At 42.8% G+C, this 26,701-nt stretch carries 22 protein-coding genes; 9 read left to right on the top strand and 13 right to left on the bottom strand.

The annotated features are described in order from the left end of the window. Positions 1-218: 218 nt before the first annotated feature. The 9 genes from JMW64_RS02440 to JMW64_RS02400 form a co-directional block, all read right to left on the bottom strand. Entirely contained in the window at positions 219-2,420 is a 2,202-nt protein-coding gene (locus tag JMW64_RS02440; RefSeq protein ID WP_201552746.1) for a PhoX family protein, read from the bottom strand. A 250-nt stretch (positions 2,421-2,670) separates the two neighbouring features. Then, positions 2,671-3,315 carry a fumarylacetoacetate hydrolase family protein gene (locus JMW64_RS02435; RefSeq protein ID WP_227675953.1) on the bottom strand — a complete coding sequence of 215 codons (645 nt, stop codon included), beginning with the start codon at positions 3,313-3,315 and terminating at the stop codon, positions 2,671-2,673. Between the two features lie 268 nt (positions 3,316-3,583). After that, positions 3,584-4,309: an ABC transporter permease gene (locus JMW64_RS02430; protein ID WP_045443544.1), complete on the bottom strand. Its 726-nt coding sequence runs from the start codon at positions 4,307-4,309 to the stop codon at positions 3,584-3,586. A gap of 12 nt (positions 4,310-4,321) precedes the next feature. After that, a complete protein-coding gene (locus JMW64_RS02425; RefSeq protein WP_045453595.1) occupies positions 4,322-5,056 on the bottom strand; it encodes an ABC transporter permease in 735 nt (244 codons plus the stop codon). A 458-nt stretch (positions 5,057-5,514) separates the two neighbouring features. After that, positions 5,515-6,426 carry an ABC transporter substrate-binding protein gene (locus JMW64_RS02420; RefSeq protein ID WP_201552742.1) on the bottom strand — a complete coding sequence of 304 codons (912 nt, stop codon included), beginning with the start codon at positions 6,424-6,426 and terminating at the stop codon, positions 5,515-5,517. 102 nt (positions 6,427-6,528) lie between these two features. After that, positions 6,529-7,455 (bottom strand): transporter substrate-binding domain-containing protein, encoded by a 927-nt coding sequence (locus JMW64_RS02415; protein WP_201552740.1) that lies wholly within the window; start codon positions 7,453-7,455, stop codon positions 6,529-6,531. 32 nt (positions 7,456-7,487) lie between these two features. After that, complete coding sequence (locus JMW64_RS02410; protein ID WP_173936682.1) at positions 7,488-8,288, bottom strand: transporter substrate-binding domain-containing protein; 801 nt, start codon at positions 8,286-8,288, stop codon at positions 7,488-7,490. A gap of 311 nt (positions 8,289-8,599) precedes the next feature. Then, positions 8,600-9,397: an ABC transporter ATP-binding protein gene (locus JMW64_RS02405; RefSeq protein WP_045443533.1), complete on the bottom strand. Its 798-nt coding sequence runs from the start codon at positions 9,395-9,397 to the stop codon at positions 8,600-8,602. Between the two features lie 394 nt (positions 9,398-9,791). Further along, positions 9,792-10,115, bottom strand: a complete 324-nt coding sequence (locus tag JMW64_RS02400) for a hypothetical protein (protein ID WP_201552738.1) — start codon at positions 10,113-10,115, stop codon at positions 9,792-9,794. A 449-nt stretch (positions 10,116-10,564) separates the two neighbouring features. On the opposite strand from JMW64_RS02400, the gene JMW64_RS02395 reads away from it, so the two are divergent. The 7 genes from JMW64_RS02395 to JMW64_RS02365 all read left to right on the top strand — a co-directional run bounded on the left by JMW64_RS02395 (position 10,565) and on the right by JMW64_RS02365 (position 17,090). After that, positions 10,565-11,866, top strand: coding sequence for a glutamate-5-semialdehyde dehydrogenase (locus tag JMW64_RS02395; protein ID WP_201552736.1), 1,302 nt, complete (start codon positions 10,565-10,567; stop codon positions 11,864-11,866). A gap of 181 nt (positions 11,867-12,047) precedes the next feature. Then, a complete protein-coding gene (locus JMW64_RS14130) occupies positions 12,048-12,818 on the top strand; it encodes a ribonuclease domain-containing protein (protein WP_201552734.1) in 771 nt (256 codons plus the stop codon). A gap of 1 nt (position 12,819) precedes the next feature. Then, positions 12,820-13,188, top strand: a complete 369-nt coding sequence (locus tag JMW64_RS02385) for a barstar family protein (RefSeq protein WP_201552726.1) — start codon at positions 12,820-12,822, stop codon at positions 13,186-13,188. Between the two features lie 89 nt (positions 13,189-13,277). Next, the gene (gltS, locus tag JMW64_RS02380) at positions 13,278-14,552 is read left to right on the top strand and encodes a sodium/glutamate symporter (protein ID WP_045453577.1); all 1,275 of its coding nucleotides are present in this window, start codon (positions 13,278-13,280) and stop codon (positions 14,550-14,552) included. A 142-nt stretch (positions 14,553-14,694) separates the two neighbouring features. Then, the gene (locus tag JMW64_RS02375; RefSeq protein WP_201552724.1) at positions 14,695-14,943 is read left to right on the top strand and encodes a DUF2164 domain-containing protein; all 249 of its coding nucleotides are present in this window, start codon (positions 14,695-14,697) and stop codon (positions 14,941-14,943) included. Between the two features lie 258 nt (positions 14,944-15,201). Then, on the top strand, positions 15,202-16,191 hold the full coding sequence (locus JMW64_RS02370; RefSeq protein WP_201552722.1) for a DGQHR domain-containing protein: 990 nt from the start codon (positions 15,202-15,204) through the stop codon (positions 16,189-16,191). 2 nt (positions 16,192-16,193) lie between these two features. Next, complete coding sequence (locus tag JMW64_RS02365) at positions 16,194-17,090, top strand: hypothetical protein (RefSeq protein ID WP_201552720.1); 897 nt, start codon at positions 16,194-16,196, stop codon at positions 17,088-17,090. Between the two features lie 162 nt (positions 17,091-17,252). Here JMW64_RS02365 and glyA read toward each other — a convergent pair whose 3' ends face one another. The 3 genes from glyA to JMW64_RS02350 all read right to left on the bottom strand — a co-directional run bounded on the left by glyA (position 17,253) and on the right by JMW64_RS02350 (position 20,907). Next, on the bottom strand, positions 17,253-18,509 hold the full coding sequence (gene glyA / locus JMW64_RS02360; protein WP_055123466.1) for a serine hydroxymethyltransferase: 1,257 nt from the start codon (positions 18,507-18,509) through the stop codon (positions 17,253-17,255). Between the two features lie 458 nt (positions 18,510-18,967). Next, on the bottom strand, positions 18,968-19,471 hold the full coding sequence (locus tag JMW64_RS02355; RefSeq protein WP_201552718.1) for a chorismate--pyruvate lyase family protein: 504 nt from the start codon (positions 19,469-19,471) through the stop codon (positions 18,968-18,970). Between the two features lie 65 nt (positions 19,472-19,536). After that, positions 19,537-20,907 (bottom strand): GNAT family N-acetyltransferase, encoded by a 1,371-nt coding sequence (locus JMW64_RS02350; protein ID WP_201552716.1) that lies wholly within the window; start codon positions 20,905-20,907, stop codon positions 19,537-19,539. Positions 20,908-21,641: 734 nt separating this feature from the next. Here JMW64_RS02350 and JMW64_RS02345 point away from each other — a divergent pair. Then, the gene (locus JMW64_RS02345; RefSeq protein ID WP_201539828.1) at positions 21,642-23,861 is read left to right on the top strand and encodes an NADP-dependent isocitrate dehydrogenase; all 2,220 of its coding nucleotides are present in this window, start codon (positions 21,642-21,644) and stop codon (positions 23,859-23,861) included. A 431-nt stretch (positions 23,862-24,292) separates the two neighbouring features. Here the strand turns inward: JMW64_RS02345 and icd are convergent, their stop codons facing one another. After that, positions 24,293-25,552 carry an NADP-dependent isocitrate dehydrogenase gene (icd, locus tag JMW64_RS02340; protein WP_201552714.1) on the bottom strand — a complete coding sequence of 420 codons (1,260 nt, stop codon included), beginning with the start codon at positions 25,550-25,552 and terminating at the stop codon, positions 24,293-24,295. A gap of 468 nt (positions 25,553-26,020) precedes the next feature. Here icd and JMW64_RS02335 point away from each other — a divergent pair, with 468 nt between their 5' ends. Continuing rightward, positions 26,021-26,647 (top strand): pseudouridine synthase, encoded by a 627-nt coding sequence (locus JMW64_RS02335; RefSeq protein ID WP_055123471.1) that lies wholly within the window; start codon positions 26,021-26,023, stop codon positions 26,645-26,647. The last annotated feature ends 54 nt before the right edge of the window (positions 26,648-26,701 follow it).

The following is a 26,701-nucleotide window of genomic DNA, read 5'->3' as shown; positions in this document are numbered from 1 at the left end:
TATCAAGCAGTTGAAGGGATTTTCCATACTATCCTGTAATTGTCATAAACAGAAGAGAATGATTTAACTATCAAGTATCTTTATTGTCAAAGAAAGGCGCTATCCTTTAATACCAATGCTTGCATATTAATAACTATCCTCCAAAATACAAAATCCCAAGCCATGACTTGGGATTTATGTGTTGAGTAAGAAACATCATTACTCATGCAAATGTCTAACTAGACAAACGACTCTGCCAGTATGACATCGCCATCTTCGCGCGTAATCATCACGGTCGCTGAGCGCGGCGTACTGCCTCCAGCAATAGCGCCCCAAGTATTACCCGGATGCTGAATATTGATAAATAAGGTTTTAAAGTCAGGAGCCATGGTAATACCTGTGACTTCACAACCTTCAGGACCGACAAAAAAACGTTTGATATTGTCATTACTAGCAGGCATCCCAACTCGTGTTTGTTGTCCTGCTGAGGTCGTTATGGCTGTCCCATCACTGACTTTACCCGGCAGCGCCGCCAGTAACATACAACTGCTGATATCGGTATAAGCGCCATCATCGCTCTGAATCCATAATACGCCACGCGGATCGAAGTACAAACCATCGGGAGAAGACAAATCATTGCTATCATTTAACTGTGACAAATTTTCTGCGGCCAGATCATAAGGCGTAGCAAACAGATAAATATCCCACTCAAAACTCATGGCCGCATGATCGCCACCTGCTTCTGCCCAGCGAATGATATGACCGTTGTCATTACCTGCCGCTTTTTCACCTGCCTGATAGCTACGCGGATTAGAGGCTGAGACAGGTTGATCCTCACGTACGCCGCGGTATTTATTATTGGTCAATGTGACGTATACCTCACCCGTCATAGGGCTAACCGATACCCACTCTGGTCGATCCATTTTGGTTGCACCGACCACATCTGCTGCGGCACGAGCAAAAACCAGAACCTCATCCTGCCCATTAAAAGGCAATACTGTATTGGAGGCATCCAGTCCGTTTTGACTATGGACGAGTGCTTTCCATTCACCGCTGCCATCTTCATTAAAGATAGCAACATAGAGCGTGCCATCATTCAAATACTTATCGCCCGCTTTTAAGCCACCGCCGATATCACTATTTGACCATGTGACTTTGGAGACAAACTTATAAATATATTCGCCGCGAGCATCATCGCCCATATAAAAGACCACCGGTTTGCCTTGTTCGACGGGGGCATAAGCACAGTTTTCATGGGCAAAACGTCCCAGTGCCGTACGTTTTTGCGGCATAGAGTTTTGGTCAAAAGGGTCAATTTCGGTGATATAGCCAAAGGTATTAAAGCCATTACGATAATCGTCAGCCGCACTGGTACCGACAGCAGTCATATCCCAGCGCGAAAACTCATCGGCTATCTTGGCATCTTTGGCTTCAGGTGTGTGCCACAGATACTCCCAACCTGGGAAATCCTCTGTTGCACCGTAGCGCTCGCGACCATAATTTTGCCCATCACTTAATTGGCTAGCGTCTTGCCCACGGGCGAATACCCCTAAAAAGTTCTCTTCGGTGGTCAGATAGGTGCCCCAAGGTGACAAACCTGCACCGCAGTTATTATTGATGCCGCGAGTCTGAAAGCCTGTCGGATCAAACTTAGTCTTGACCAAATCAGAGCCAGCAACGGGCCCTGTTAACTGCGCTGTACTACTACTCGTGAGACGGCGATTATATTTCGAATCAGCTACCATCTCATAGCCCATGCCATCAGCGCGACGTTTCATCTCAACCACTGCTACCCCATGGCAATTAACTTCCCTACGCACGTCACTTGCGAGGCGACGATTTTGAAAGATGGGCGCGGCATTATTATCTTGGATCACATGATAGCCAAACGGACTCAGCTCATTACTATTTACATATTCATGATTCATCACTAGCAGCCCATTCTCTGCCGCTTTAGCATCATAAGCGCCGCCCTTTTTACCAAAGAACCACATGCCATCATGGTTATCACCCATGCGCCATTCGAATGACTCTGCCGACTGCTCTCGATTGTCTTTCCAATCATCGATACCAGATATCAGCGGCGTACCAAGTGGTAATATCATCTCGGCTTTATAGCCTGCTGCCACGCTCATCGTTTCGGCAGTTGAATGCGCCACTGCCGTAAACTTCAAAGTTTCGGGACGTTTGAGATCGCCCTGTGCAGGAATAGCCGCGTTATTATCAGTATTTTTGATAGGACTGCTGTCATCATCATCGCTACAGCCAACCAAAGGTAACGCCCCAAAAAAAGCCGCCGCCGTCAATCCTGTGCCACCTTTTAGGATACTACGACGATTTAAACGACGACTAATAATGGTTTGAAAATCGATATTGTCGGTCGGATTAGAATCTTCAACGACTTCATGGGCAAGTGGTTGTTTATTATTCAATAATGTCATTATCAGTCACCTTGCTGTTAGGCTGGATTGGCGGAGAGTTGGTCGCGGCTTTACAATTACCACCACAAAAATACGAATTACGCCTAAGTCTACCGAGAGTTTATGACAGAACGTTGAAACATAGATGACATTCTCATGACAGCACTTTGTGAGCACCTCATAAAACGAAAAAAATCCCAAGCGTTAACTTGGGATTTTTTGATGGCGTCGCTGCATTTGACGACTGATAAAATAGTACTGCTATAAAAATTTATTGAACCTTAGCCTGCCATTCATGGGCACCGAGCTTCAACTTTAACGCATCGCCTGCTTGTAATATGCCAACGCCGCTCGGCGTTCCAGTCATAATCACGTCACCTGCTTGTAAGCTAAAGGCATGGCTAATCTCTGCCAGTAATTCATACGCTGGAAATAGCATCAAGGCACTGTCACCATCTTGCTTCAACTCATCATTAATATAAAGCTGATATTCGACATGGCTAAAATCACTAAAAGCTTGCGGATCAATCCAATCAGCAAGTACACAGGCACCATCGAAACACTTAGCACGCTCCCATGGATGACCTTTTTCTTTGAGCTTACTTTGCAAGTCACGTAAGGTCAAATCCAGCCCCAAAGTCACGCCACCTATCGCTTGCTGTGCTTGTTCAAGCGTGGCTGCCGATAAGTCTGCTGCTAATTGCACACACAGCTCAGCTTCATAATGGGTCTCACCATATATTGCTGGATTGGGACGGACGATATCATGACGCACACTGACCACTGACGATGCTGGTTTCATAAATAAGATGGGTGATTTTGGTATCTCATTGCCAAGCTCGCGGGCGTGTTCCGCATAGTTACGACCGACACAGACCACCTTGCCGATGGATGCACGTACGCTATCGTTAACCATTGCGATGCTCGCGTCATCATTGACACTGGCAGCAATCGCATTGATTAACGACATATGGGGTGATTGGCTCATACTAGGCACTCACAGCAGATTATTGATAGGTTGGTCATACATACTGCACTATCTGTCGCTATTTTTCTAGGGCTTATCTTCATTTTAAAAATAGCCATAAAAATGAGATAAATGGCAGCTAAACAAAATAATAGCGGGTTAATATTAAGATATTAACCCGCTATTATTTTGTTTAGCATTATTTTGAGCCAAACCATTAAGGTATGGTATTGGTCATTACATCAGGCGGTACATAGCTTGTGTGGCGGTTCATTCTTTTTTCAAACAACCTAAAGCTAAACAGAATCACCCATGATAATAGAAGGTAAATAATACCAGCAGCAAAGAACAGCTCCATCAAGGTATAAGTTCGCGCACTAATGGTTCGAGCGACACCCGTGATATCCATCAAAGCGATGGTTGACGCAAGCGCACTGCCTTTTAGCATAAAGATCACTTCATTGCTATAAGCTGGAATGACAATACCAAAGGCACGGGGTAAGGTAATACGCGTAAGCTTCTGCCATTTCGACATACCGATAGCGTCAGCTGCTTCGAGCTCACCAACAGGAATAGTCTGAATCGCACCGCGAATGATTTCTGCCAAATAAGCACTGGTATTCATGGTAAAGGCAATGATGGCACACCAATACGCTTGACTGAGCACAGGTTCCCATAAGAACGAATTCCGTATGGCCTCAAACTGTCCTAGACCATAATAAATCAAAAATATCTGTACCAGCAGCGGCGTGCCACGGAAGAAGAAGATATAAGAAAATGGTAGTATCTGTACCAGCCAATTTTTTGACAAGCGCAACTGGGCTAAAACCAAACCAAAAAATAGACCGATAATACCTGAGATAACTACCAGCTGTACGGTCAATACTGCCCCGTTTAATAAATCAGGAATACTATCAAAAATGACCTGCCAATTCCAATCCATAGTATTTCTCCTCTATCCTATGGTCGATTGACGGTGGGTTGACTGACGGCTCAGCTTTTTAGCGTAGCGTGCCGCTGGATTGGCGCGCCATTCGAGCCACATCATAAAACCAGTAATCAACATGGTTAAACCCAGATAAATAATCGCCGCTGCCATATAAAAAGTAAATGGCTGCTGCGTTGATTGGGCGGCACGTGACGCCTGATACATGATGTCTTTGAGACCCACAACTGATACCAATGCGGTATCTTTGAGCAACACCAAAAACAAATTGCCCAATCCTGGCAACGCAATCTGCCAAACTTGTGGCAAGGTAATGCGATAAAACGTCTGAAAAGGACGCATACCAATCGCTTGTGCCGCCTCCTTCTGCCCTATCGGAATCTCTTGGATCGACATGCGAAAAATTTCAGTCGCATAAGCGCCAAACGCGATAGACAACGCCATCACGCCACCCCAAAAGGCACTAATCTCAACATATTCGTTATAGCCGAATTTCTTGAGAATCGTCATCAGCAGCATAGAGCCACCGTAATAGATAAACAGTACCAATAGCAACTCTGGAATACCGCGCATTGTCGCTGTATATACAGTCGCAATTTTACGCAGCAGCCAGACGTTGGACAGCTTAGCTGTGGCACCGAGCAGCCCTAAAGCCATGCCGATGACTAAACTGGTCATGGCAAGCTTGATGGTGACGGTAGCGCCGCTCAGTAGTAGCGCGCCAAATCCTTGTAAATCAAACACAATTATCCACTCAGTCTCTTTATATTAGCAATTTGCAAAATATGAGTTAAAAGAATCAGCATCAATCGCTGAGCGCTGCTGATAAGCGTATTTTATACCAAATAGACCTTGGTGATTTGCGTCATAGATCGACGTCAAATCAATACGATTATTGCAGCGGAAATTGACACAGTAGAAATGAGCGCTGATTTTATCATATTCGCTGCCAGCTATGTTAATACTCACACGTAAAAGCAGTGCTTAAATAGACGCTTATCTTCTTAAAAATGCATTAGATTAGTCATATTTTTACAAACCGAACAGTCAATATCACAAGACCGAACTATTTTTTATAAAAAACAAAAAAAGGATATCGCTATTGAAGCAATACCCTTCCTATGAAATGGAGTTCAAACTAACCTATTAAAAATCACTATTCTCACGATTACGATGCAACAGTGCTAAATGTATTTTAAGACTTATTCAGCAGGTTTTTCTGTCGGCTCAGTAGTGACCGTCGAGCTTGACGCTGGAATCGCAAAATATTTTTGATTGATTTTATCGTAAGTGCCATTCGCTTTAATATTGACCAATGACTTATTAATTTTTGCTTGCAATGCATCACCTGGACGCACCGCGATGGCAAAATTATCATTGATGTCAATCTCTTGACCTTTGAGCGCATACTGACTGCCTGAGGTGGAGCCAAGCCATTCTAGCGCTGGCAGCTTATCAGATACCATCGCATCGACACGATTCGAACCCAAATCCAAAAACGCATTACTTAGTGTGTCATAAAGCTTCATATCAGCATTTGGATAAACCTTTTCTAACCACTGCGAAGAAATGGTCGAGCGCTGAGCGGCAATAGAATGCGCATTGATATCATCGCTATTGCTAGGATCGAAGCTGCTGTCTTTTTTGGCCAAAAACACCAAGGTATTGCTAAAGTACGGCTCTGTAAAGCTGACTTGTTGCTCACGCTCAGGCGTCACCGACATAGCGGCCACAATCGCATCGTACTTACCCGCTTTTAGACCCGGGATGATACCGTCCCAATCTTGCGCCGTGATTTCACATGTTACCTTCATATCGGCACAGATAGCGTTGGCAATATCAACATCAAAACCACCAAGGGTGCCATCCGCATTGGTATAGTTAAAGGGGGCATAAGCGCCTTCGGTACCAATACGTAACACATCACCCGTCGCTGCGGTCTCAGCGGCGTCTGGGCTGACATCATCATTTGCATCATTTTGACCATTGCTACACCCTGCTAAGGTTAAAAGCGCCGCCATCGCAAGCAAGGGCGCTGAAAAACGTCGCGCTTTGATGCCATTGATAACGGATGCGTTCGCGATTGCACGGTGTTGGTCAAAATGGTTATTCATGATCATCCTTGGGGTTTGTGAGTAAAATAACACTCATCTCTATGAGTGAATATCGCCATACGTGACAGCCATATCAGCCGAGCACAGAGATGAGCTATGATATTAGTTAGTCGCCGCTTCAGCTGATTCTTCTTTCACTTCAACAGCAGCATCACCTTCAACCACCATCACTTCTTTTACGTCGGTGGTTGCTACGGCTTTTTGCGCAGCAGCAGTAGAGTTGGTGCCAAAATAGCTGCCTGTGATTTGGTCATAAGTACCGTTTTCTTTTAATTCAGCCAACGCTTTATTGAACTTAGCGACCAATGGATCGCCTTTACGCAATGCGATACCCATGGCATCTTCGTCGGTGCTAATTTCTTGTCCTTTCACTTCATAGTCTTTACCAGCATCCGTTTTTAGCCAATCGATGCCAGTGACTTTATCGGACATCATTGCCCGTACGCGACCTGAAGTCAGATCCAGATACGCATTGTCTTGGGTATCATAAAGCTTGATATCAGCATCTGCATGTTCATCCTGCAAGTACTGTGAAGCGACGGTTGAACGCTGTGAGGCAATGGGCTGACCTTTTAATGCATCGACGCGAATGTCATCACCTTTTTTACCAATTAAGATAATGCCAGTGTGAAAGTACGGGTCAGTGAATTCAACCACTTCTTTACGCTCAGGCGTGATCGACATACCTGCGATAATTGCATCGAATTTTTGGGCATTTAGACCAGGAATGAGACCATCCCAATCTTGTGAGATGACTTCACATTTTGCCTTCATTTGTGCACACAGAGCATCGACCAGCTCAATCTCATAACCAATTAACTTGCCATCAGCATCGGTATAACTGAACGGCTTATAGCTTGATTCGGTGGCAATTTTTATGTTCATAGGTGCATCGGCTGTGGTGTCAGCTGCCGCACCATCTTCAGGCGTGGCGCTATTATTACAACCAGCCAGCATAAGCATCGCGGCACTTAATGGCGCAAGCCAAAGCGCCTTGGTTTTTAATGATGATGTCATTGATATTGTCATGTTTGCTATTCCTTCATTTTTCAATCAGAAGATTATTGACCAAAGTTCGCTTGCTCAAGACGTGCCAGCTCACCGTTACTACGGATTTCGCTGAGTGCTTTATTAAAGTCGTCTCTGAGTGCGTCACCTTTACGAACAGCAATGGCAATATTATCGTCATTGTCAATTTCGTCACCAACGATACCAAAGCCTTCAGGGTTGTCTGCCAACCATGATTTGGCAGAGACTTTTTCCGCCAATACTGCATCGCTACGACCAGACTTTAGATCCAGATAAGCATTGTCATAATTGTCATACAACTGCACAGTATTGCCGTCTTTGCCTTCATAGTTATCTTGTAAATAAGCGCCAGGCGTGGTTGAACGTTGACCACCAAGTGTCAAGTTTTTGATCGCCATAGGATCAAAACTGCCTTTGGTATCGGTCAGCCAAACCATCGTATTGGCAAAGTAAGGCTCGGTAAAGTCGACTTTTTCTTGACGCTCAGGTGTAATAGACATACCCGCAATCACTGCATCATATTTTTGTGCTAAAAGACCCGGAATAATACCATCCCAATCTTGAGCGACGATTTCACATTTGGCTTGCATCTGTTTACATAAGGCATTGGCAACGTCAATATCGTAGCCTGCCAAGCTGCCATCAGCATTGGTGTAGTTAAAAGGAGGGTAAGCACCTTCGGTCGCGATACGAATGGTCTTGCCAGCCGTTTCTGCTGCAGTGGCGTCAGTGTTGCTATCAGTAGTTTCATTAGCCGGTTGACTACAGGCGCTCAGCATCAATGCGGCGGTAACGGTCATCGATGACCACAATAGGCGAGAATTCGACATCATACATTCCTTAAATTCTGATGGGTTTTTAATGTAGGGTTCTGATATTTTGTTCTCTGACGTCCCTGCCAGACAAGCAATATAGATAGCAGAATACACAAGCAGCCGTCATTATCGACCACCTGTAAACCTTTTGATAATACCTGAGTAAAATATCAAAAACAAACGTTTTACATACCGACTGTTATTAACGAGTAATAAACGGTCAACGCTGCTTACTAAGCAGTAATTTTATGCTTAAAATAAAATGACGATAGGGTGGTAAGAATATTACCACCCCATTTTTGCATATAAAACGGATACTAAATACGAGGCTAGTTCTGACGATGCGATGCCATAAAGTCTTTGACACGCTCAGAGGTAGGATTATCAAAAACTTGCTCAGGCGTGCCAATCTCTTCAATCACGCCTTGATGCAAGAACACCACTTTGCTTGATACTTCTCTCGCAAAACGCATCTCATGGGTGACGATAAGCATAGTACGCCCCTCTTCTGCCAACTCACGCATGACGGCGAGCACTTCATTGACCAGCTCAGGATCTAAGGCTGAGGTTGGCTCATCGAATAGCAGCACTTGTGGCTGCATGGCAAGCGCACGGGCAATTGCCACACGCTGACGCTGACCGCCAGATAAATTCGCTGGATAGGCGTCTTTTTTATCAAGCAAACCGACTTTATCGAGCAGTTTTTCAGCATCGCTAATGGCTTGATCTTTTTTAATCTTTAAAACTTGCGTTGGCCCTTCGATGATGTTTTGCAAAATCGTTTTGTGCGGCCACAAGTTAAAGTTTTGGAAGACAAAACCCACGCGCGCGCGCAAGTTTTCCAATTGCTTAATATCGACCGCTTGCAGCTCACCTGACTTGGCAGGCTTGAGCATCAGCTCATCATTACCGATAATAATACGACCTTGATTGGGCTTTTCGAGCAAATTAATGCAGCGCAGCAAGGTAGATTTACCTGAGCCTGATGAGCCCAAAATAGAGATGACATCACCGTCATATGCGGTAAGGGACACCCCTTTTAGCACTGCCAATGAGCCATAGCTTTTATGGACGTCTTGTAAATCTAAGGCGATAGGCCGAGTCGGATCTTTTGCAATATCAAGCATGGTTCAGCAGACTTCCAATAAATATGAGTGAAAACACGAATAAAAATAAATAAAAAATAGCGGCATAGGCAGCATAAATAGTATCAGCATCAATCATAGCATTATTGTGATAAGGCTATGATTCGTGACACAAATAGAAAAAATATCACATTGTCTCTTATTACACAGCAAAAAGGCAAATCCTGTATTGAACCAGATGCTCAATCAACGCTGAATCAGTGGTAAATAAATATTAATAAGCCACTAAATAGCTAACACAAAAAAGCCCAGACTGTATTTACAGCGCTGAGCCTTATTTTATCACTTTCGTGTACTGGGCGTAGTTTTATCTGATTATCTAGTTTTATTCGCTTATATCATCCACTAATGATAATCAGTTAATCAAAGTAGCGATTTAATACGTCGAGACATGTTCTTCGCTCTCAGTGCCGTCCAGCACTTCGGCGTCATCTGCTGTTGCCACCGCCACATCATCATTACTACCCACTGCCATGCCATCATCAGCACTAGCAACTGCAATATCATCACCTTCGCCTGCTGTCGCAACACCAGTAGCTTCATCCTCTACCGCTGTTTGTGCATCAACGGCTGGAGCAGTTTCCATAGGTGCTTCCTCTTTCTTACCGCAAGCGCCCAATGTCAATGCCGCGGCAACCAAACCAACTGCCAGCAAGCTTTTACGCATGGTGTTGTCGATAGTGTCATTTCTAATAGCCATTTTTATTCTCCATCATTATTTCATTTGTTAAGTTGTATTTGACGAGCAACCATTCGTACATGAATGTCTGCCCTTTAATTGCTTTATGATGCACCGTTAAGCTCTACTATACGTATGATTAATGCTAGCTACCTTAGTAGTTACAACGCAGTTCTGTTAAAACCACGTAACCGAAAGCTTGCGTTTCTGCTTTCTCTAAAACGGTGCTTGTATCATGAAGTGGCAAGGACTCAGTAATAGTAAAGTCAGTAAAATGACGCGACGACCATGCTCATAAATGCTATGTAAAGTAGGCACTGTTCACAAAATCATCTTTACTATCACCTCAATCTCCTCTATGTTAAATAGCATAATACCTGACAGGTATCAAAATCATCTTTTTGCCACATTTTCGCCTTTTTGGGCGCTTTCATTTGCTTAAAACATTTATAACATAAGGAAAATAATTTATGAGTCAATCGAATACCACAGACGTTACTGCCTATATGCAAGCTGTCGGCAAACAAGCACGAGCGGCTTCTCGTGTGCTGGCTGCGGCAAACACTGGTGATAAAAACTCAGCATTAATGGCGATTCATGATGTGTTAAAAGAGGCCAAATCAGATATTTTGGCCGCTAATAAAATCGATATGGATAATGGACAAAGCAACGATTTAGAGGCAGCCTTACTGGATCGCTTAGCGCTAAATGATGCCCGCTTTGACGGTATGCTCCAAGGGTTAAAAGACGTCGCCTCATTACCAGACCCTATCGGCGAAGTCACTGACATGACCTATCAGCCATCAGGGATTCATTTGGGTAAAATGCGGGTGCCACTCGGCGTGGTCGGTATGATTTATGAGTCGCGCCCTAACGTGACCTTAGAAGCGGCTTCATTGGCGCTAAAATCAGGCAACGCTATTATCTTGCGCGGCGGCTCTGAAGCGTTTGAATCCAACCAAGCGATTGCCAAGTGTATCTTGGAAGGACTACAAAAAGTCGGGCTGTCTGAGCACAGTGTGCAAGTATTACAAACGACAGATCGTGCTGCTGTCGGCGAGCTGATCACCATGACAGATTATGTCGATGTCATTGTCCCACGCGGTGGCAAAGGATTGATTGAACGTATCAGCCGTGATGCTCGTGTTCCTGTCATCAAGCATTTAGATGGCAACTGCCATACCTTTATCGATAGCGATGCAGATGCCGAAATCGCCATCAAGGTCAGCGTCAATGCAAAAACCCATCGCTACGGTACGTGTAATACCATGGAGACGCTATTGATCGACGAATCAGTTGCGGGTGAGCTATTACCTAAGATTGCCGAAGCCATCATCGCCGCTGATGATGCGATGCAACTGCGCCTTGATGATAAGTCGCAAGCCATCTTAAATGACAATGCTAAGCTTGCTGGACATCTGTCTGCGGCCACTGCTGAGGATTGGGATACCGAATATTTAGCGCCTATCTTAGCGGTAAAAGTTTTGTCAGGTATTGACGAAGCCATTGAACATATCAACACTCATGGCAGCCATCATACCGACGTCATCATTACCGACAACTATACCAAGTCGCAACGTTTCATCCGTGAAGTTGACTCATCGAGCGTCATGATTAACGCCTCTAGTCGTTTTGCCGATGGTTTTGAGTATGGATTGGGTGCCGAGATTGGCATCTCGACCGATAAAATCCACGCTCGTGGTCCAGTAGGACTTGAAGGTCTCACCTCACAAAAATGGATCGTTTATGGTCATGGTGAGACTCGCGCCTAACGTCTTGTCGCTTAGCCTATCATCCACTCTCTCATTTAACGTATAATCCACAAAAAAACGCCAGCTCAATTGCTGGCGTTTTTTAGTAGTGTCAGATATGTTATATATGCGGTATTAAAACTATGTATATGATAGAAGTCATGCGGCACGATAACAAAACATGCGATAGGAAAGTGGGCTTATGCAGAGTGGTAAAATCAAGCACTGGAATTCAGATAAAGGCTATGGCTTTATCGATGTAGACAACCAAAGTGAAGACGTGTTTTTTCATGTGAGTAAAGTGCGATTATCACAGCCGATAACCATCGGTCAAAGCGTCTATTTTAATAGTGAGCGTAATGATAAAAACCAACTACGAGCCACTGAAGTCACTTCCAACGAATTGAGTATTTTAGCCACTCCAAACTCAAATATAACCAATCACTATTCAAATACTAACAGCCGAAACAACTCTACTGATAATAACAAAAACTCGCGACACACTACCCGTGACAATCGCCATAGTCAGCGTGGCAACCAAAACAAGAGAAGCTTAGGATCTACCCTATTTAGTTTGATTGCTCTTATTGCCGTCGCTGTTTACTTTTTTGGTGATTTGTCGTCTGGGTTTTTGACCGATAGTATTGACCCAACGACGGTATCACAAACCTCATCAGAGGCACATCCAGCAAAGACAAGCGGCGTCACGGGCGATGCTCAGATAGACAATACCATTGCCCTTGTTCAACGAGGCGGGCCATTTCCTTATCCTCATAAAGATGGCACGACATTTTATAATCGTGAGGGAGTATTGCCCACGCAGTCACAAGGCTACTACCGCGAATATACCGTGCCGACCCCTGGCGTGTCACATCGCGGTGCACGGCGTATCGTCACAGGTGGTCATCCGCCGACTGTGTATTACTTGACCGTTGATCACTATGATAGCTTTCGCAGACTGGACGTAAAATAATATGAGTAAAGCCATCCACTATATTAATCTGGGTTTTGGCCAAGATATTAACCAAAAAACTACAGCACTAAATGCTAGCATGCCCGCTCAGACTGTTAACATACCGGTAGACGAGATACTTAATAAAACCACATTATTAACAAACTTAGCCAATGCCTGTGATTTTCCCAGCTATTTTTCACATAACTGGGATAGCGCATGGGACTGTTTAACGGACAGCGAAGTGACTCACCTGATGCTGAATCTAACAGCGGTGAAAAAAATAAACACCGAAGATTTTAATGTTTTCAAAAGCATCATTGAAGATGCCTACAGAGATTTTGGCAAGCCGCAATTATGGGTTATTATGCCGTCCGTGGATGATGCCTAGTCGCCAATCACCACACAAACCTGAATTCGAGATAAAACCATATTTATCCCGAATTCAGGTTAATTTATTTTTATAGAAAGGATTAATATATGGAAATTACCCTAAACGGCTATTACACGCTGATACTAGCCACTCTAGTGCTGCTGCTTGGGCGCTTTTTGGTCAAGAAAATTAAATTCTTAGAAGATTTTAATATTCCAGAGCCTGTTGCTGGTGGTTTGGTCGCGGCAATAGTGGTCTATATTCTAAATATCATTTGGGGATATAGCTTTAACTTTCATCAAGGATTACAGACGGCGACCATGCTGATGTTTTTTGCCTCTATTGGTTTGAGTGCTGATTTTAGTAGACTCAAAGCCGGTGGTACGCCATTGTTGATTTTTACCATCGTTGTGTCCGTTTTTATCGTCTTGCAAGATGTCGTTGGTGTGGCCATGGCAAGCGCGTTGGGACTTGATCCACTACTTGGATTAGTGACAGGTTCTATCGCTCTGACTGGTGGTCACGGTACGGCAGGCGCTTGGGGTATCACCTTGGAGCAAGATTACGGTGTGGTCGGTGCAACGACACTTGGTATCGCTGTTGCCACCTATGGCTTAGTCGCTGGTGGTATCATTGGTGGTCCTGTTGCCCGTCGTCTGATTCAAAAGCTGGGGTTAAAACCAACACCCGCCAATCCCAATCCTAGTGACATCGAAAAAGTCGCTGGTGCGCAGTCGCTTTATAGCACCAAACATGATGAAGATTCGGCGAGTAGCAATAAAGAAATTTTCGAAAGACCTGACAGCATGCGCTTTATCACCGCCTCTTCTACTATTGAGACATTGGCATTGTTTGCCGCAGCGTTGGCCTTCGCCGATGTCATGACGCTTGTTGCGCAAGGCACGTGGTTTGAGCTACCTACCTTCGTTTGGGCGTTGGCAGGTGGTGTGATTATTCGTAATGTCTTAACCACAATCTTTAATTTTGATATGTTTGATCGCTCTATCGACGTATTTGGTAACGCTTCTTTGAGTCTGTTCTTAGCCATGGCGCTGCTGTCATTGAAGCTATGGCAGCTGACTGATTTGGCAGGCCCTGTGTTGATTATCTTATTGGTACAGACGGTCATTATGGTTGTTTATGTCTATTTCATAACCTTTAAGGTGATGGGTAAAGACTATGATGCAGCGGTCTTGTCAGCTGGACATTGTGGTTTCGGTATGGGTGCGACGCCAACGGCGATTGCCAATATGCAGGCGGTCACGGATCGCTATCTGCCTTCGCCTAAGGCGTTTTTGATTGTGCCAATGGTTGGTGCATTCTTTGTCGATATCGTCAACGCGACGATCTTGCAGATATTTACTAAACTGCCGTTTATGTAATTTTATAAGCAATAAAGTCGAATTAACCTGAATAAGGCTGGGCTACGCTATCGTAACCCAGCCTTTTTTATTGGTTATTCAACCTTCCTATAAAGGTATGATTGAACTAAGCTAGATCATTACCTAGTATTGAGAGAATGATATGAGTAAAGACAAACTTGTCAAGTTATCGAAGGAAGAGGAAGAAGCGCTGTTAGATAATTTGAGAGATTATATGAGCGAAGAGTTTGATTTGGATATCGGTAATTTGCCTGCCAAGTTCTTATTCGATTTTATGGTGGACTTGATCGGCTCTAAAATATATAACCAAGCCATCGATGATGCTGAACCTTGGTTATATGAGAGATTTATGGGCATATTAGAAGACAGTCATGCGCTGAAGAAGGATTAGTTTGATTAAGGCTGAACCTTAATAGAGAAAAGCCTTAATGATTTGACTATCTAAGCAGAGATAAGAAACTAAGTACAATTAAAACCTAAACAGTTAATATATTTGCTTTCTTACTATCGCTCTAGCTGATATTCTACGGCGATACTAGAAAGCCATTTTAAGTATATAGTAGGCTATAACATAATAAAATATGAATGCTATCATTCTTATGACTCAACTCCTAGAATAATTTCTAATTATAAATAAGAAGGTTAAATTATGGAAGCTAATGGATATACCGCTTGGAACATCGGTACTGAAGATACACCATGCTATGTGACAGTTATGGAAGCCAGTAAAATTTTCAATATTTCAAAAGTTTCTAGAGTAGATCAAGATAGTGAAAAAGGTTATCAGCGAGTTTTAAGCGAAAAGAGAGCCAATGATATTGCTCAATATCTTAATGACGGAAACATTATACCTGGTTCAATAATTCTTAGTGCACAAGAAGGTTTTCATGTTAGTTATAATAAGCAAAGTATGCAATTAGAATTAGAACCCAATAGCAGCTCTCTTTTTGTAATTGATGGACAACATAGACTGTGGGGTGCAAGTAAATGCGAACAAGAAATATACCTACCTGTCTGTATTTTTACTAACTTAGAATTAAAACAAGAAGTTCAGTATTTTTTAGATATAAACTCTAATCAGAAGGGTGTACCAAAAACACTTAGAATTGAATTATTAAAATTTTTATCAGAGCCCGACTCAACAGATGAGGTTCTTAGTAGACTATTTAACGACCTTGGTAATGACGCAAGCTCAGCACTTTTCAATAAAATATCTCCTACGAAGTCAATAGTTGGAAAAATTTCACATGTACCTTTTAGAGCCTCTATAGAACCACTGATTGAAAGCTATATACTTAATAAATTTGATTATGAGTCTAAAAAAACACTATTGGTTAACTATCTAAATGCGGTTGAAAACACTTTAATTAAAATTGAAGATGATCCTAAACGTCTAACTAGTTCAGCTTTTTTTCAAGCTATTTTCAAGATATTTGAGGCTATATGTGAATACTCAATGGCCTATTTTAAAAATTATAAGCAAAGCTCATTTGAAGAGATTTTATCAGGTATAGCTATTATTGACTTTGAAAAGCATCAGGGGTCAAATCAACAAGCTATTAATTCGCTTGCCCAAGAGATGAAAGTATTAGTTGAGCTACATGCTTCTAAACTTAATGCACCTGAAGACCTATTTTAAATATGATTGGACATGAAATTGCTAATTTAGTCTTGAAAAAAGTTCAAGTAACAGAGTCTTTTTCCTGTAATTCTACAAATAAACCATTTGCAAAAGATACGGTTAAAAATTTCTTAGTCGATAAGGTTGAGATTCATGATTATGAAATAGAGAATAACCATAGTTTTTCAATTGAGGTTACTTCTAATAGCTATAGTCATGCATTAATATCTGACTATTACTTTTGTAATGAAAGGATCAGGCAACAAAAAGAAAGTATAGATCATTTGGTACAAGCTAAATCACAAGTTGCATGGATACTAGTTAGCGTTTATTACTGTAGCTTTTTCTTAGCTAATGAAATATCTAAACTTTATGGAAGTTTTATAGTAAATTTTTCAAGAGAGGATATGGAATATATCCTGAGTCACTCTCAATACGATAAACCACATGAATTTAATGAAAAAATTGATGATTACAATAATTCTTATAGATTACAAGTATCTCAAGCCGCTTATGATGGATTCATAAAGTTAAATTTTTCTAAAAGCTCACCTAAGCCACATCAGGCTGTATGGAAAAATCTAGAAGCTGTCTTAAAAAACTTAGACTTAAATGATAGTTTATTGCATCATAATAATTTACTGAAAGATATATTGAGTCAAGAACAAAGAAGCTGGGATTCACCTAACAAAATTCGAAATGATTGGAACTATAAACATGCAAGTTACTACAGTGACAATGGAGACGCACTAGGAAATCAGTTTTTGAAGCTCTTAAAAGACTCTAAGTCAGCTTTTAGTTGGGGAGGAAACAGAAGGTTACATCCTCATCCAGAAAATAATGTCGCTAGCGTTGCATATCTATACCACGTACTCCTTGAAGCTCATGGTCGTATTAACTATAGATTAGGTTTATAGTTAATTTCTATTTTGCTTTCGGCTCACTTACCCTAAACTGGCAGATACAATCGGATAGCAGCGATAGCTAAAAAGTCAAAACCAGCTGACCACAAAAAAACCGCCTAGCAAACGCTAAGCGGTTTTTATTTTAACCAACGTTTAAAACTGCTCAAACAAAAACTACTGATTTTTTTCGTAAACTGGTAACTCTTTGCAGATCGCTTCTACTTTACCGCGTACTTCAGTAGCGACGGCTTCATCACCGCGACTATCTAGTACATCACAAATCCAACCTGCCAAATCACCTGCTTGCGCTTCGTTGAAGCCGCGAGTAGTGATTGCTGGCGTACCGATACGGATACCAGACGTCACGAACGGAGATTTTGGATCATTTGGTACGGCGTTTTTATTCACAGTAATATGCGCATCGCCAAGCCATTTGTCCGCCTCTTTACCCGTCATTTCTTGCTTAACTAGGCTGATCAGCATGAGATGGTTTTCAGTACCGCCAGAGATGATTTCATAGCCGCGGTCTTGAACCACTTTTGCCATCGCTTTAGCATTTTTGACCACTTGCTGCTGATAAGTAGAAAAGTTATCTTCTAACGCTTCTTTAAAGCAAACCGCTTTTGCCGCGATGACATGCATCAACGGACCGCCTTGGTTACCTGGGAATACGGCAGAATTCAGCTTTTTAGCAAGTACTTCATCACGTGCCAAAATCATACCTGAACGTGGACCACGTAGGGTTTTGTGTGTAGTCGTTGTAACCACATCAGCGAACGGTACTGGGTTTGGATAAACACCACCAGCAACTAGACCAGCAACGTGCGCCATATCTACTAGCAAATAAGCACCAACTTCATCAGCGATTTCACGGAAACGTGCCCAATCGACTACCTGTGAATACGCTGAAAAACCAGCAATAATCATTTTAGGCTTATGCTCTTTTGCTAAACTTTCAACTTGGTCATAATCGATAAGACCAGTGCCTTCGACCAAGCCGTACTGTACGGCATTGTAGTTCAGACCTGAAAAGTTAATGTGTGCGCCGTGAGTCAAGTGACCACCTGCGTCTAAGCTCATGCCTAGTACGGTGTCATTTGCTTCAAGTAACGCTAAAAATACGGCAGAGTTTGCTTGACTACCAGAATGTGGCTGGACGTTGACGTACTCAGCACCGAACAACTCTTTTGCACGATCAATCGCCAATTGCTCTACAACGTCTACATGCTCACAACCACCATAATAACGCTTGCCAGGATAGCCTTCAGCGTATTTGTTGGTTAGATCTGTGCCTTGCGCTTCCATCACTGCTTGCGAGCAGTAGTTTTCAGACGCAATCAATTCGATATGGTTTTCTTGACGAACGCTTTCTGCAGCCATCGCTTCAGCAAGTACTGGATCAAAATCTTTGATAGAAATATCTTTAAACATAGTGATGTCCTAGGTAGTGACTGTCATTGAAAAATGTCGTTGAAAAGAAGCTTATAGGCTGCCCACAATAAAACGATTACTGTGTCAACGTCGCTCAAAGTACCAGCGGTACTTTTACGCTCAGTTTTATGGTATGACCATTATTGTGAATTGAGTCTATTAGCAAAGATAAGTAGGAGTAAGCAGAGGCAATAGGCCTGTCATTAACTTGTCCAATTCGGCAATAAACTCGATACGCGTTGGCATCAAAATCATCGCTAAACATTAAGTGTAACATGAAAATTTGTGCGGTGAGCGCAAAAAAATCTCACTGTAAGCTGAGTGAATTAAATGGTGATATAACGCAGATAAATAGCCAATAAAATAAATGGTTTACCGCTATCATATTGCTCCTAGCCTGTTGTTGGTCAGCAGATTATTAGCGATATTTATATATTGGCTGGCTACTTAACGGATATTTAACTGTCAGTAGTGACAAATGCTGGCAAGAAAGTTTCGCTGATCAGCAGCTGGCGACCATACCAATCGTAACGTGTTTGCCGTTGCCAGCCCTCACTTGTCTGCTGGATAAAACGCTGATTGGGCAAAGTCCGACTGCGTTTAAATAACACATAACCGATAGGTGTGCCTTTTAGCTGCTGTAGACGGCGGGCGTTACCTTTGAGACTGGGTAACGGAAAGATACTTTGCGCGGCCACCCACGGGCGTGCGTCATTGCCATATAGTTGCGCTTCACGCACCCATGCTAGCATGGGACGATTCAGCATGGCACCTGTGACATTCAATTGTTTTTTTTGTGCCAATGACAGCAATCGGTAGCCCTCAAAGCTACGCTCCACGCGCAAGGGCTGCCCTGCTTTCACTTCCAACACCGCCGTGAGAGAGCCTGCGACATTGAGCCACGAGAGTAGCTCACTAGGAGGAGACAAATGAGTAAGACAAATAAAAGGAGTACTGGACATAGTTAACGGCTAATAGTGACATAATAATAAAAAAGAAAGCGAGCGGTAGGCGTATTAAGCAAAGCCTATTGATTGGTATCAAAGGCTGGCATATTATCCGCATTAAAGGGCAATGCCTCAAACGCTTGCTGACGATACTGCGCCATATGCTCACGGTCTTGGGCGCAAAAATTGGCGATAGCTGGCACAAAACGTGGGTCATAAATACGGTGGATAGAGTGTGTCGTCGTTGGAATAAAACCACGAACCAGCTTATGCTCGCCTTGCGTACCCGGATCAAAATACTTAAGCCCTTGCTCGATGGCAAACTCTAAACCTTGATAATAACACAGCTCAAAGTGTAAACTGTCGTACTCACCCAGTGCTCCCCAATAGCGACCATAAAGAGTGGCATTTTCGCTATGGCGATCATCGTATAAAAACAAGCTACTGGCGATAATTTCTCCAGAGGCATCTAACGCTTGTGCGAGCATTAAGTGCTCAGACATAGTCGCTGCCAGTGCCATAAAAAAATCTATTGTCAAATAAGGCTGTTGTCCACGTACTGCATAGGTCATCACATAACAATGATAAAAGGCTTTCCAGTCCTCGTCAGTAATAGCGGCACCGCATTTACGTTGGCAAATGATGCCTTGCTCGGCGACCTTACGACGCTCAGCACGGATGGTTTTACGTTTTTTGGCTTTTAGCGTCGCTAAGAATGCTTCAAAATCAGCAAACGGTTGGCAGTCTTGTAGCAAGTCTTTATTTTGCCATAAGAACTGGCAGCCTTGACGTTCCAGTATGGGCATGTCAATTGCGGTTGATTCTAAACCATTATCTTGAGCGGCTAGCAAATGCGCTACATCAATATCAGTAGGCATAGATGCCGTGGCAATTGTAGCCAATTCAGGCGTAATGAATAATCCGTGCCAGCTTGAGGCACCTACTTGCTGAGCAATATCATCGACGCCTGCGATAGCTGTCTTTATGATATCGGTGGTTAACGTCTCACCTTTTGCCAACCAAAGCCGCTGACCCGTAATCGGTGTATAGGGCACGCTGGTGACCAGCCTTGGATAATAATCCACCCCATAACGCGCATAAGCTTCTGCCCATGAATGGTCAAACACAAACTCGCCACGATGATGACCTTTTAGGAATACTGGCAACACCGCCACAGGATGCGTGACTGTTTGCGCAGCTTCGTTAATCGCAGAATGGTTTTCGCTATGGTTTTCATTATGATCAGCGTGGTCTATCGAGCTGTCGCTTTGACTATTTGCGACACGATGTACCAACACAAATATCGGCAACCAGCCTGCCTGCTCACCAATCGCGCCAGTGTCAGCTAACGCTTGCCAAAAAGCAAACGACATAAAAGGGGTATCGGGGGTTTGCCAGTCTGCTTGACTCTGCCAGCTGGTGTCATTGAGTAATGCATATTGTAAACTCATAATACTCACTATTTATTTTTATATGGGCGTAGTTTTTTATACCTTGTTTCGTATATGACTGGCCTAGCAAAATTCTACTCAAACTCTGTCACAATTATGCTCTCATCATTTTCAGATATTACGAATAAAATAGATAACAATGCGCTCTCGATAATAAAAGCCATCCCAATACAGTCACCTCTAAAAACATAGATAATTTGGTTTGTCAGCTCATTTCTGACAGAAGAGTAAGAATCACTTAGTCACGACTCATATCTATGATATGACTGGCAGTTTTTTGAATAATGATTGTATTATTCATCCTTTTATGACGAATATTAGCAGGCAGTGTTTGTATAGAAAGGATGAAATTTTTATCGATGACTGGTAGAATAAGGCTCTTAACAGCTTAATGTAATTAAGACATATTAGAAACAACCGAAAACACTACACTTAGTTCATTATGCGATATTGACATCGTATCAGATTTATAATCAGTTAACTATGATGTAGCGTCCGCACTCTATTTTTAAGTCATTCATATGAGCAGGTCGTTCAGACAAGACAGTCAAACTGCCGCTTAACGAAGAAAAATTCTAAGCAGACTCGATGGTTTCTAAGAAACTGTCTACAAAAAACTAGCGACACATTATTTAGTATCGTTGCATGATCCATTATTACGTCAGAGCTGCATGGAATTATTAACTTATATTTGAGCCTTATTATTAATTACAACTAAAAGGAATGCCCAACTAATGTCTAAAATTATTTATACAAAAACTGACGAAGCACCAGCGCTCGCAACCTTATCATTTTTGCCAATTGTAAAAGCTTTTACTCAAACAGCAGGCATCGAAGTTGAAACCAGCGATATCTCTGTTGCTGCCCGTGTGTTGGCTGAGTTCCCAGAGTACTTAACGGAAGAGCAGCGCGTTCCTGATAATCTGGCTGAGCTGGGTCGTCTGACTCAAGATCCAGACACCAATATCATTAAACTGCCTAATATCAGTGCTTCTGTTGGACAGCTAAAAGCTTGTATCAAAGAATTACAAAGCAAAGGCTACGCTATCCCTGATTTTCCAGATGATCCCAAGACAGAAGAAGAAGAAGAGATCCGTAAGCGTTATGGTAAAAGCTTAGGCAGTTCTGTCAACCCAGTCTTGCGTGAAGGCAACTCAGATCGCCGTGCACCAAAAGCGGTTAAAAACTATGCACGCAAGCATCCACACTCTATGGGTGAATGGAAGCAATGGTCACAGACCCACGTATCGCACATGCACAGTGGCGATTTCTATGCTGGTGAGCAATCTATCACTTTGGATAAAGCACGTACTGTACGTATGGAACGTGTTGCTGAAGATGGCACTATTCATGTCTTCAAAACAGGCATTGCCTTGCTGGATAAAGAAGTCATCGACTTAATGTTTATGAGCAAAAAATCATTGCTTGAGTTTTATGAGCGTGAAATGGAAGATTGCCGCGAAGCTGGTATCTTGTTTTCACTGCACGTAAAAGCCACGATGATGAAAGTATCGCATCCTATCGTGTTTGGTCATGCAGTCAAAACTTATTATAAAGATGCCTTTAATAAGCATGGCGCTTTCTTTGACGAGCTAGGTATCAATGTCAATAACGGCATGGCAAGTTTGTACGAAAAAATCGCTGAGCTACCAGCCAGTAAGCGTGAAGAAATCGAACGCGATTTACATGCTTGCCAAGTGCATCGTCCACGCCTCGCGATGGTTGATTCATCAAAAGGTATCACCAACTTTCATTCACCAAGTGATGTAATTGTCGATGCCTCTATGCCAGCGATGATTCGTTCAGGCGGTAAAATGTGGGGCGCTGATGGCAAAATGTATGACTGTAAAGCGGTCATGCCTGAATCTACCTTTGCTCGTATCTATCAAGAAATGATTAACTTCTGTAAATGGCATGGTAACTTTGATCCAACCACGATGGGTACGGTTCCTAACGTTGGTTTGATGGCACAAAAAGCCGAAGAGTATGGCTCGCATGACAAGACTTTTGAGGCAAGTGGTTCAGGATTGGCTCGTATTGTCGATGAAGATACTGATGAGGTATTGCTTGAGCAGCAGGTTGAAAACGGCGATATTTGGCGCATGTGTCAGGTTAAAGATGAGCCTATCCAAGATTGGGTAAAACTTGCCGTACGCCGTGCCCGTGAATCAGATACGCCTGTTATCTTTTGGCTAGACCCTTACCGTCCGCACGAAAACGAGCTGATCAAAAAAGTTCAAACTTACTTAAAAGATCATGATACTACAGGCCTACATATTGAAATCATGTCACAGGTTCGTGCGATGCGTTATACGCTAGAGCGCGTTGCCCGTGGTCTGGATACTATCTCTGCGACCGGTAATATTTTACGTGATTACTTGACTGACTTGTTCCCAATTTTAGAATTAGGAACCAGTGCGAAAATGCTGTCAGTCGTACCATTAATGAAAGGCGGCGGTTTGTTTGAAACGGGCGCTGGTGGTTCTGCACCTAAACACGTTCAACAGCTACTAGAAGAGAACCATTTACGTTGGGATTCATTGGGTGAGTTCTTAGCCTTGACCGTGTCTTTGGAGCATTTGGCCAGTCACGATAACAATGCTAAAGCGCAAATCTTGGCGGATACATTGGACACGGCGACAGAGAAACTGTTGTTAAACAACAAAGGTCCATCACGTAAAACAGGTGAAATCGATAACCGTGGTAGTCATTTCTATCTGGCGATGTACTGGGCACAGGAGCTTGCGGCACAAGATAAAGATGCTGATCTTAAAGCAAAATTTGCACCGCTGGCAGAAAAACTTGAGAGCAACGAAGCTGCTATCGTCAAAGAGCTGAATGAAGCTCAAGGCAAGCCTGTAGACTTAAAAGGTTACTACTTGGCAGACGAAGCATTGGCTGAACAAGCGATGCGTCCAAGCACGCTATTCAATGCAGCAATCGCCTCATTGTAATTGAGTCATGTGCTAATACAGCAAACAATTGGGCTTAATTTTCTTTATTTATAAAGATTTTTGAACCCAGTTAAGCAAAATAAAAACGCCGCTTAGGTCTCAGACTTAAGCGGTGTTTTTTATGCTTGAACATAAGACAGTACGTTTAAAACGTTACTTTTAAAATATAGTCAGAGCACTTTTAAACCGCTACGGTGTTACCCACCCTAGATGTACTCAGTGTACTATCTGCGGTCGGTCGCCTTGTAGCGATTCTAAAATTCCTTGACTATATCACTTATAAACAGCAAAAAACTGCCAATAAAAAAGCCACCTACATAACTGTAGGTGGCTTTTTGACATTGATAAGTTCAGCGATACTTTTGTGAATATTGATACTTTTATCAATAGTATAAAATTCTGATAACTGCTGACTCAGTGCTATATACTTTTTAAACATTCATGTGCTTGATAACCGCTTTACCAAACTCAGAAGTACTGAGCAAGATAGCATCTGGCATGAGACGCTCAAAATCATAAGTGACCGTTTTATTAGCGATAGCGCCTTGAATACCATTGATAATGAGATCAGCGGCTTCTGTCCAACCCATGTCTCGTAACATCATCTCAGCTGATAAAATTAATGAGCCAGGATTTACTTTATTCTGACCCGCATATTTAGGTGCTGTGCCATGAGTTGCCTCATAAACCGCAATTGCGCCGCCTTTGTTAGCGCCCGGTGCGATACCAATACCGCCCACTTCGGCTGCTAAGGCATCAGAGATATAATCACCGTTTAAGTTTAGCGTCGCAACGACTGAATAATCCGCAGGACGCATCAAGATTTGCTGCAAAAAGGCATCAGCAATGACGTCTTTGATAATAATATCATTGCCTGTTTTTGGATTTTTCATTGTCATCCAAGGACCACCATCTAATAATTCTGCATCGAAGCGTTCTGCGGCCAGCTCATAGCCCCATTCCTTAAATGCGCCTTCGGTATACTTCATAATATTGCCTTTGTGCACTAAAGTCACACTGGGCAAATCATTATCGATAGCATGTTGAATGGCTTTACGCACCAGACGCTGCGAACCTTCTTTGGATACTGGCTTGATGCCGATACCGCAATCATCATCGAAGCGGATCTTCGTAACGCCCATCTCTTCTTTTAAAAATTTAATAATTTTCTTAGCATCCTCACTGCCCGCTTTCCATTCGATACCCGCATAGATATCTTCTGAATTTTCACGGAAAATGACCATATCTGTCAGCTCAGGATGCTGAACAGGACTTGGTACACCTTCAAACCAACGAACTGGGCGCTGACACACATAGAGGTCAAGCTCTTGACGTACCGCTACGTTCAATGAGCGAAAGCCACCGCCAACTGGCGTGGTCAATGGGCCTTTGATACTGATAACATAGTCTTTTAAAATCTCTAGCGTCTCGCTTGGCAGATAGTCACCATCATATATTTTAGCGGCTTTTTCGCCGAGATAAGCCTCCATCCAAATGATGGACTGTTTGCCATGATAAGCTTTCTCCACGGCCGCATTAACCACTTTTATCATGACCGGCGTGATATCGACCCCGATACCATCGCCTTCAACGAACGGGATGATAGGATGATTGGGTACATTTATCGACAGATCAGCGTTCACGGTAATTTTTTCGCCGTCTCTTGGGACGATAACCTTCTCATAAGACATGGATAAAACTCCTTGGTTGTATGTTAGATATCGCAAGCATCCTTAGCACTCTGTTATGCTAGCCACTCTATTATTATTTATGCCGCTTTAAACGTGGGTTAGCCAAACTAAAAACTCTGAGCAATAGGTCTGAGCAATAGGTCTGAGCAATAGGTAAGTTGCGATATGCTGATAAATGATTTAAAAAATAAATAAGTGAAATAGCGATGCACTGAATAATCATTTATTGACTTAACGATACTGTAAAAATCCCTTTAGTAAAATAGCATCCACACAGACTGTTATAATAACGCGCAAAATAACAAAGATACTTTATATAAAATCCACAAATTTGCCGCTTATAGCGTTGATTTAAAAAAACAACGTTTTATTAGGGTGTGTCCTCGTTTTAAAAATCGTAAATTGAGGACACGCCCTACCCTCAAAATATGCACAAAATAATGATTCAAATTTAGGAAATCCCAAACCATGTCAACCTCTAGTCTGATTTTATTCAATAAACCTTATGGGGTGCAAAGTCAGTTTCGTGATGACAGCAACAATGATCACACCACCCTATCACAGTATTTTACCGATAAGTCTTTACGGATTGCTGGTAGGCTTGATGCCACCTCAGAGGGTTTGCTGATTTTAACGAGTGATGGTCGAGTCAATAAAGCCATTACCCAGCCACCTTCTGCTGCTAATTTTGCAAAAAACCGTCATAAGCAAGGCAAAACTTACTTGGTGCAAGTTGAAGGCACAGCAACGCCAGCGCAGTTGAATGAGCTTGCCTCTGGCGTACATTTAAAAGATGGCAAGACACTACCGGCGACGGCTCTCATGGTAGAAGAGGCAAACTTACCCATTGATTTATGGCAACGTGAGCCGCCTATTCGTGAGCGTAAGAATGTACCGACTTCATGGCTCATGCTGACGATTTATGAAGGTAAGAATCGCCAAGTCAGACGCATGACAGCGCAGGTTGGACTGCCTTGCCTGCGTTTGATACGCTGGTCAGTAGCAGGGTTTGAATTGGGTGATTTAGCCGTTGGTGAGTTTGTGCGCATTCATCTCACTAGCGAACGCTGTCAGCAATTAGGCATTCTTGATTAATTGTTACTATCAATCTACTAGTATCTCATTGCTGATTGCTCGTGACTGGCATCT

The sequence above is a fragment of the Psychrobacter immobilis genome (assembly GCF_904846065.1).
GTDB lineage: Bacteria > Pseudomonadota > Gammaproteobacteria > Pseudomonadales > Moraxellaceae > Psychrobacter > Psychrobacter immobilis_H.
The sequence above is the reverse complement of the archived record's forward strand: the minus strand, read 5'-3'. Positions and strand labels throughout refer to the sequence as shown.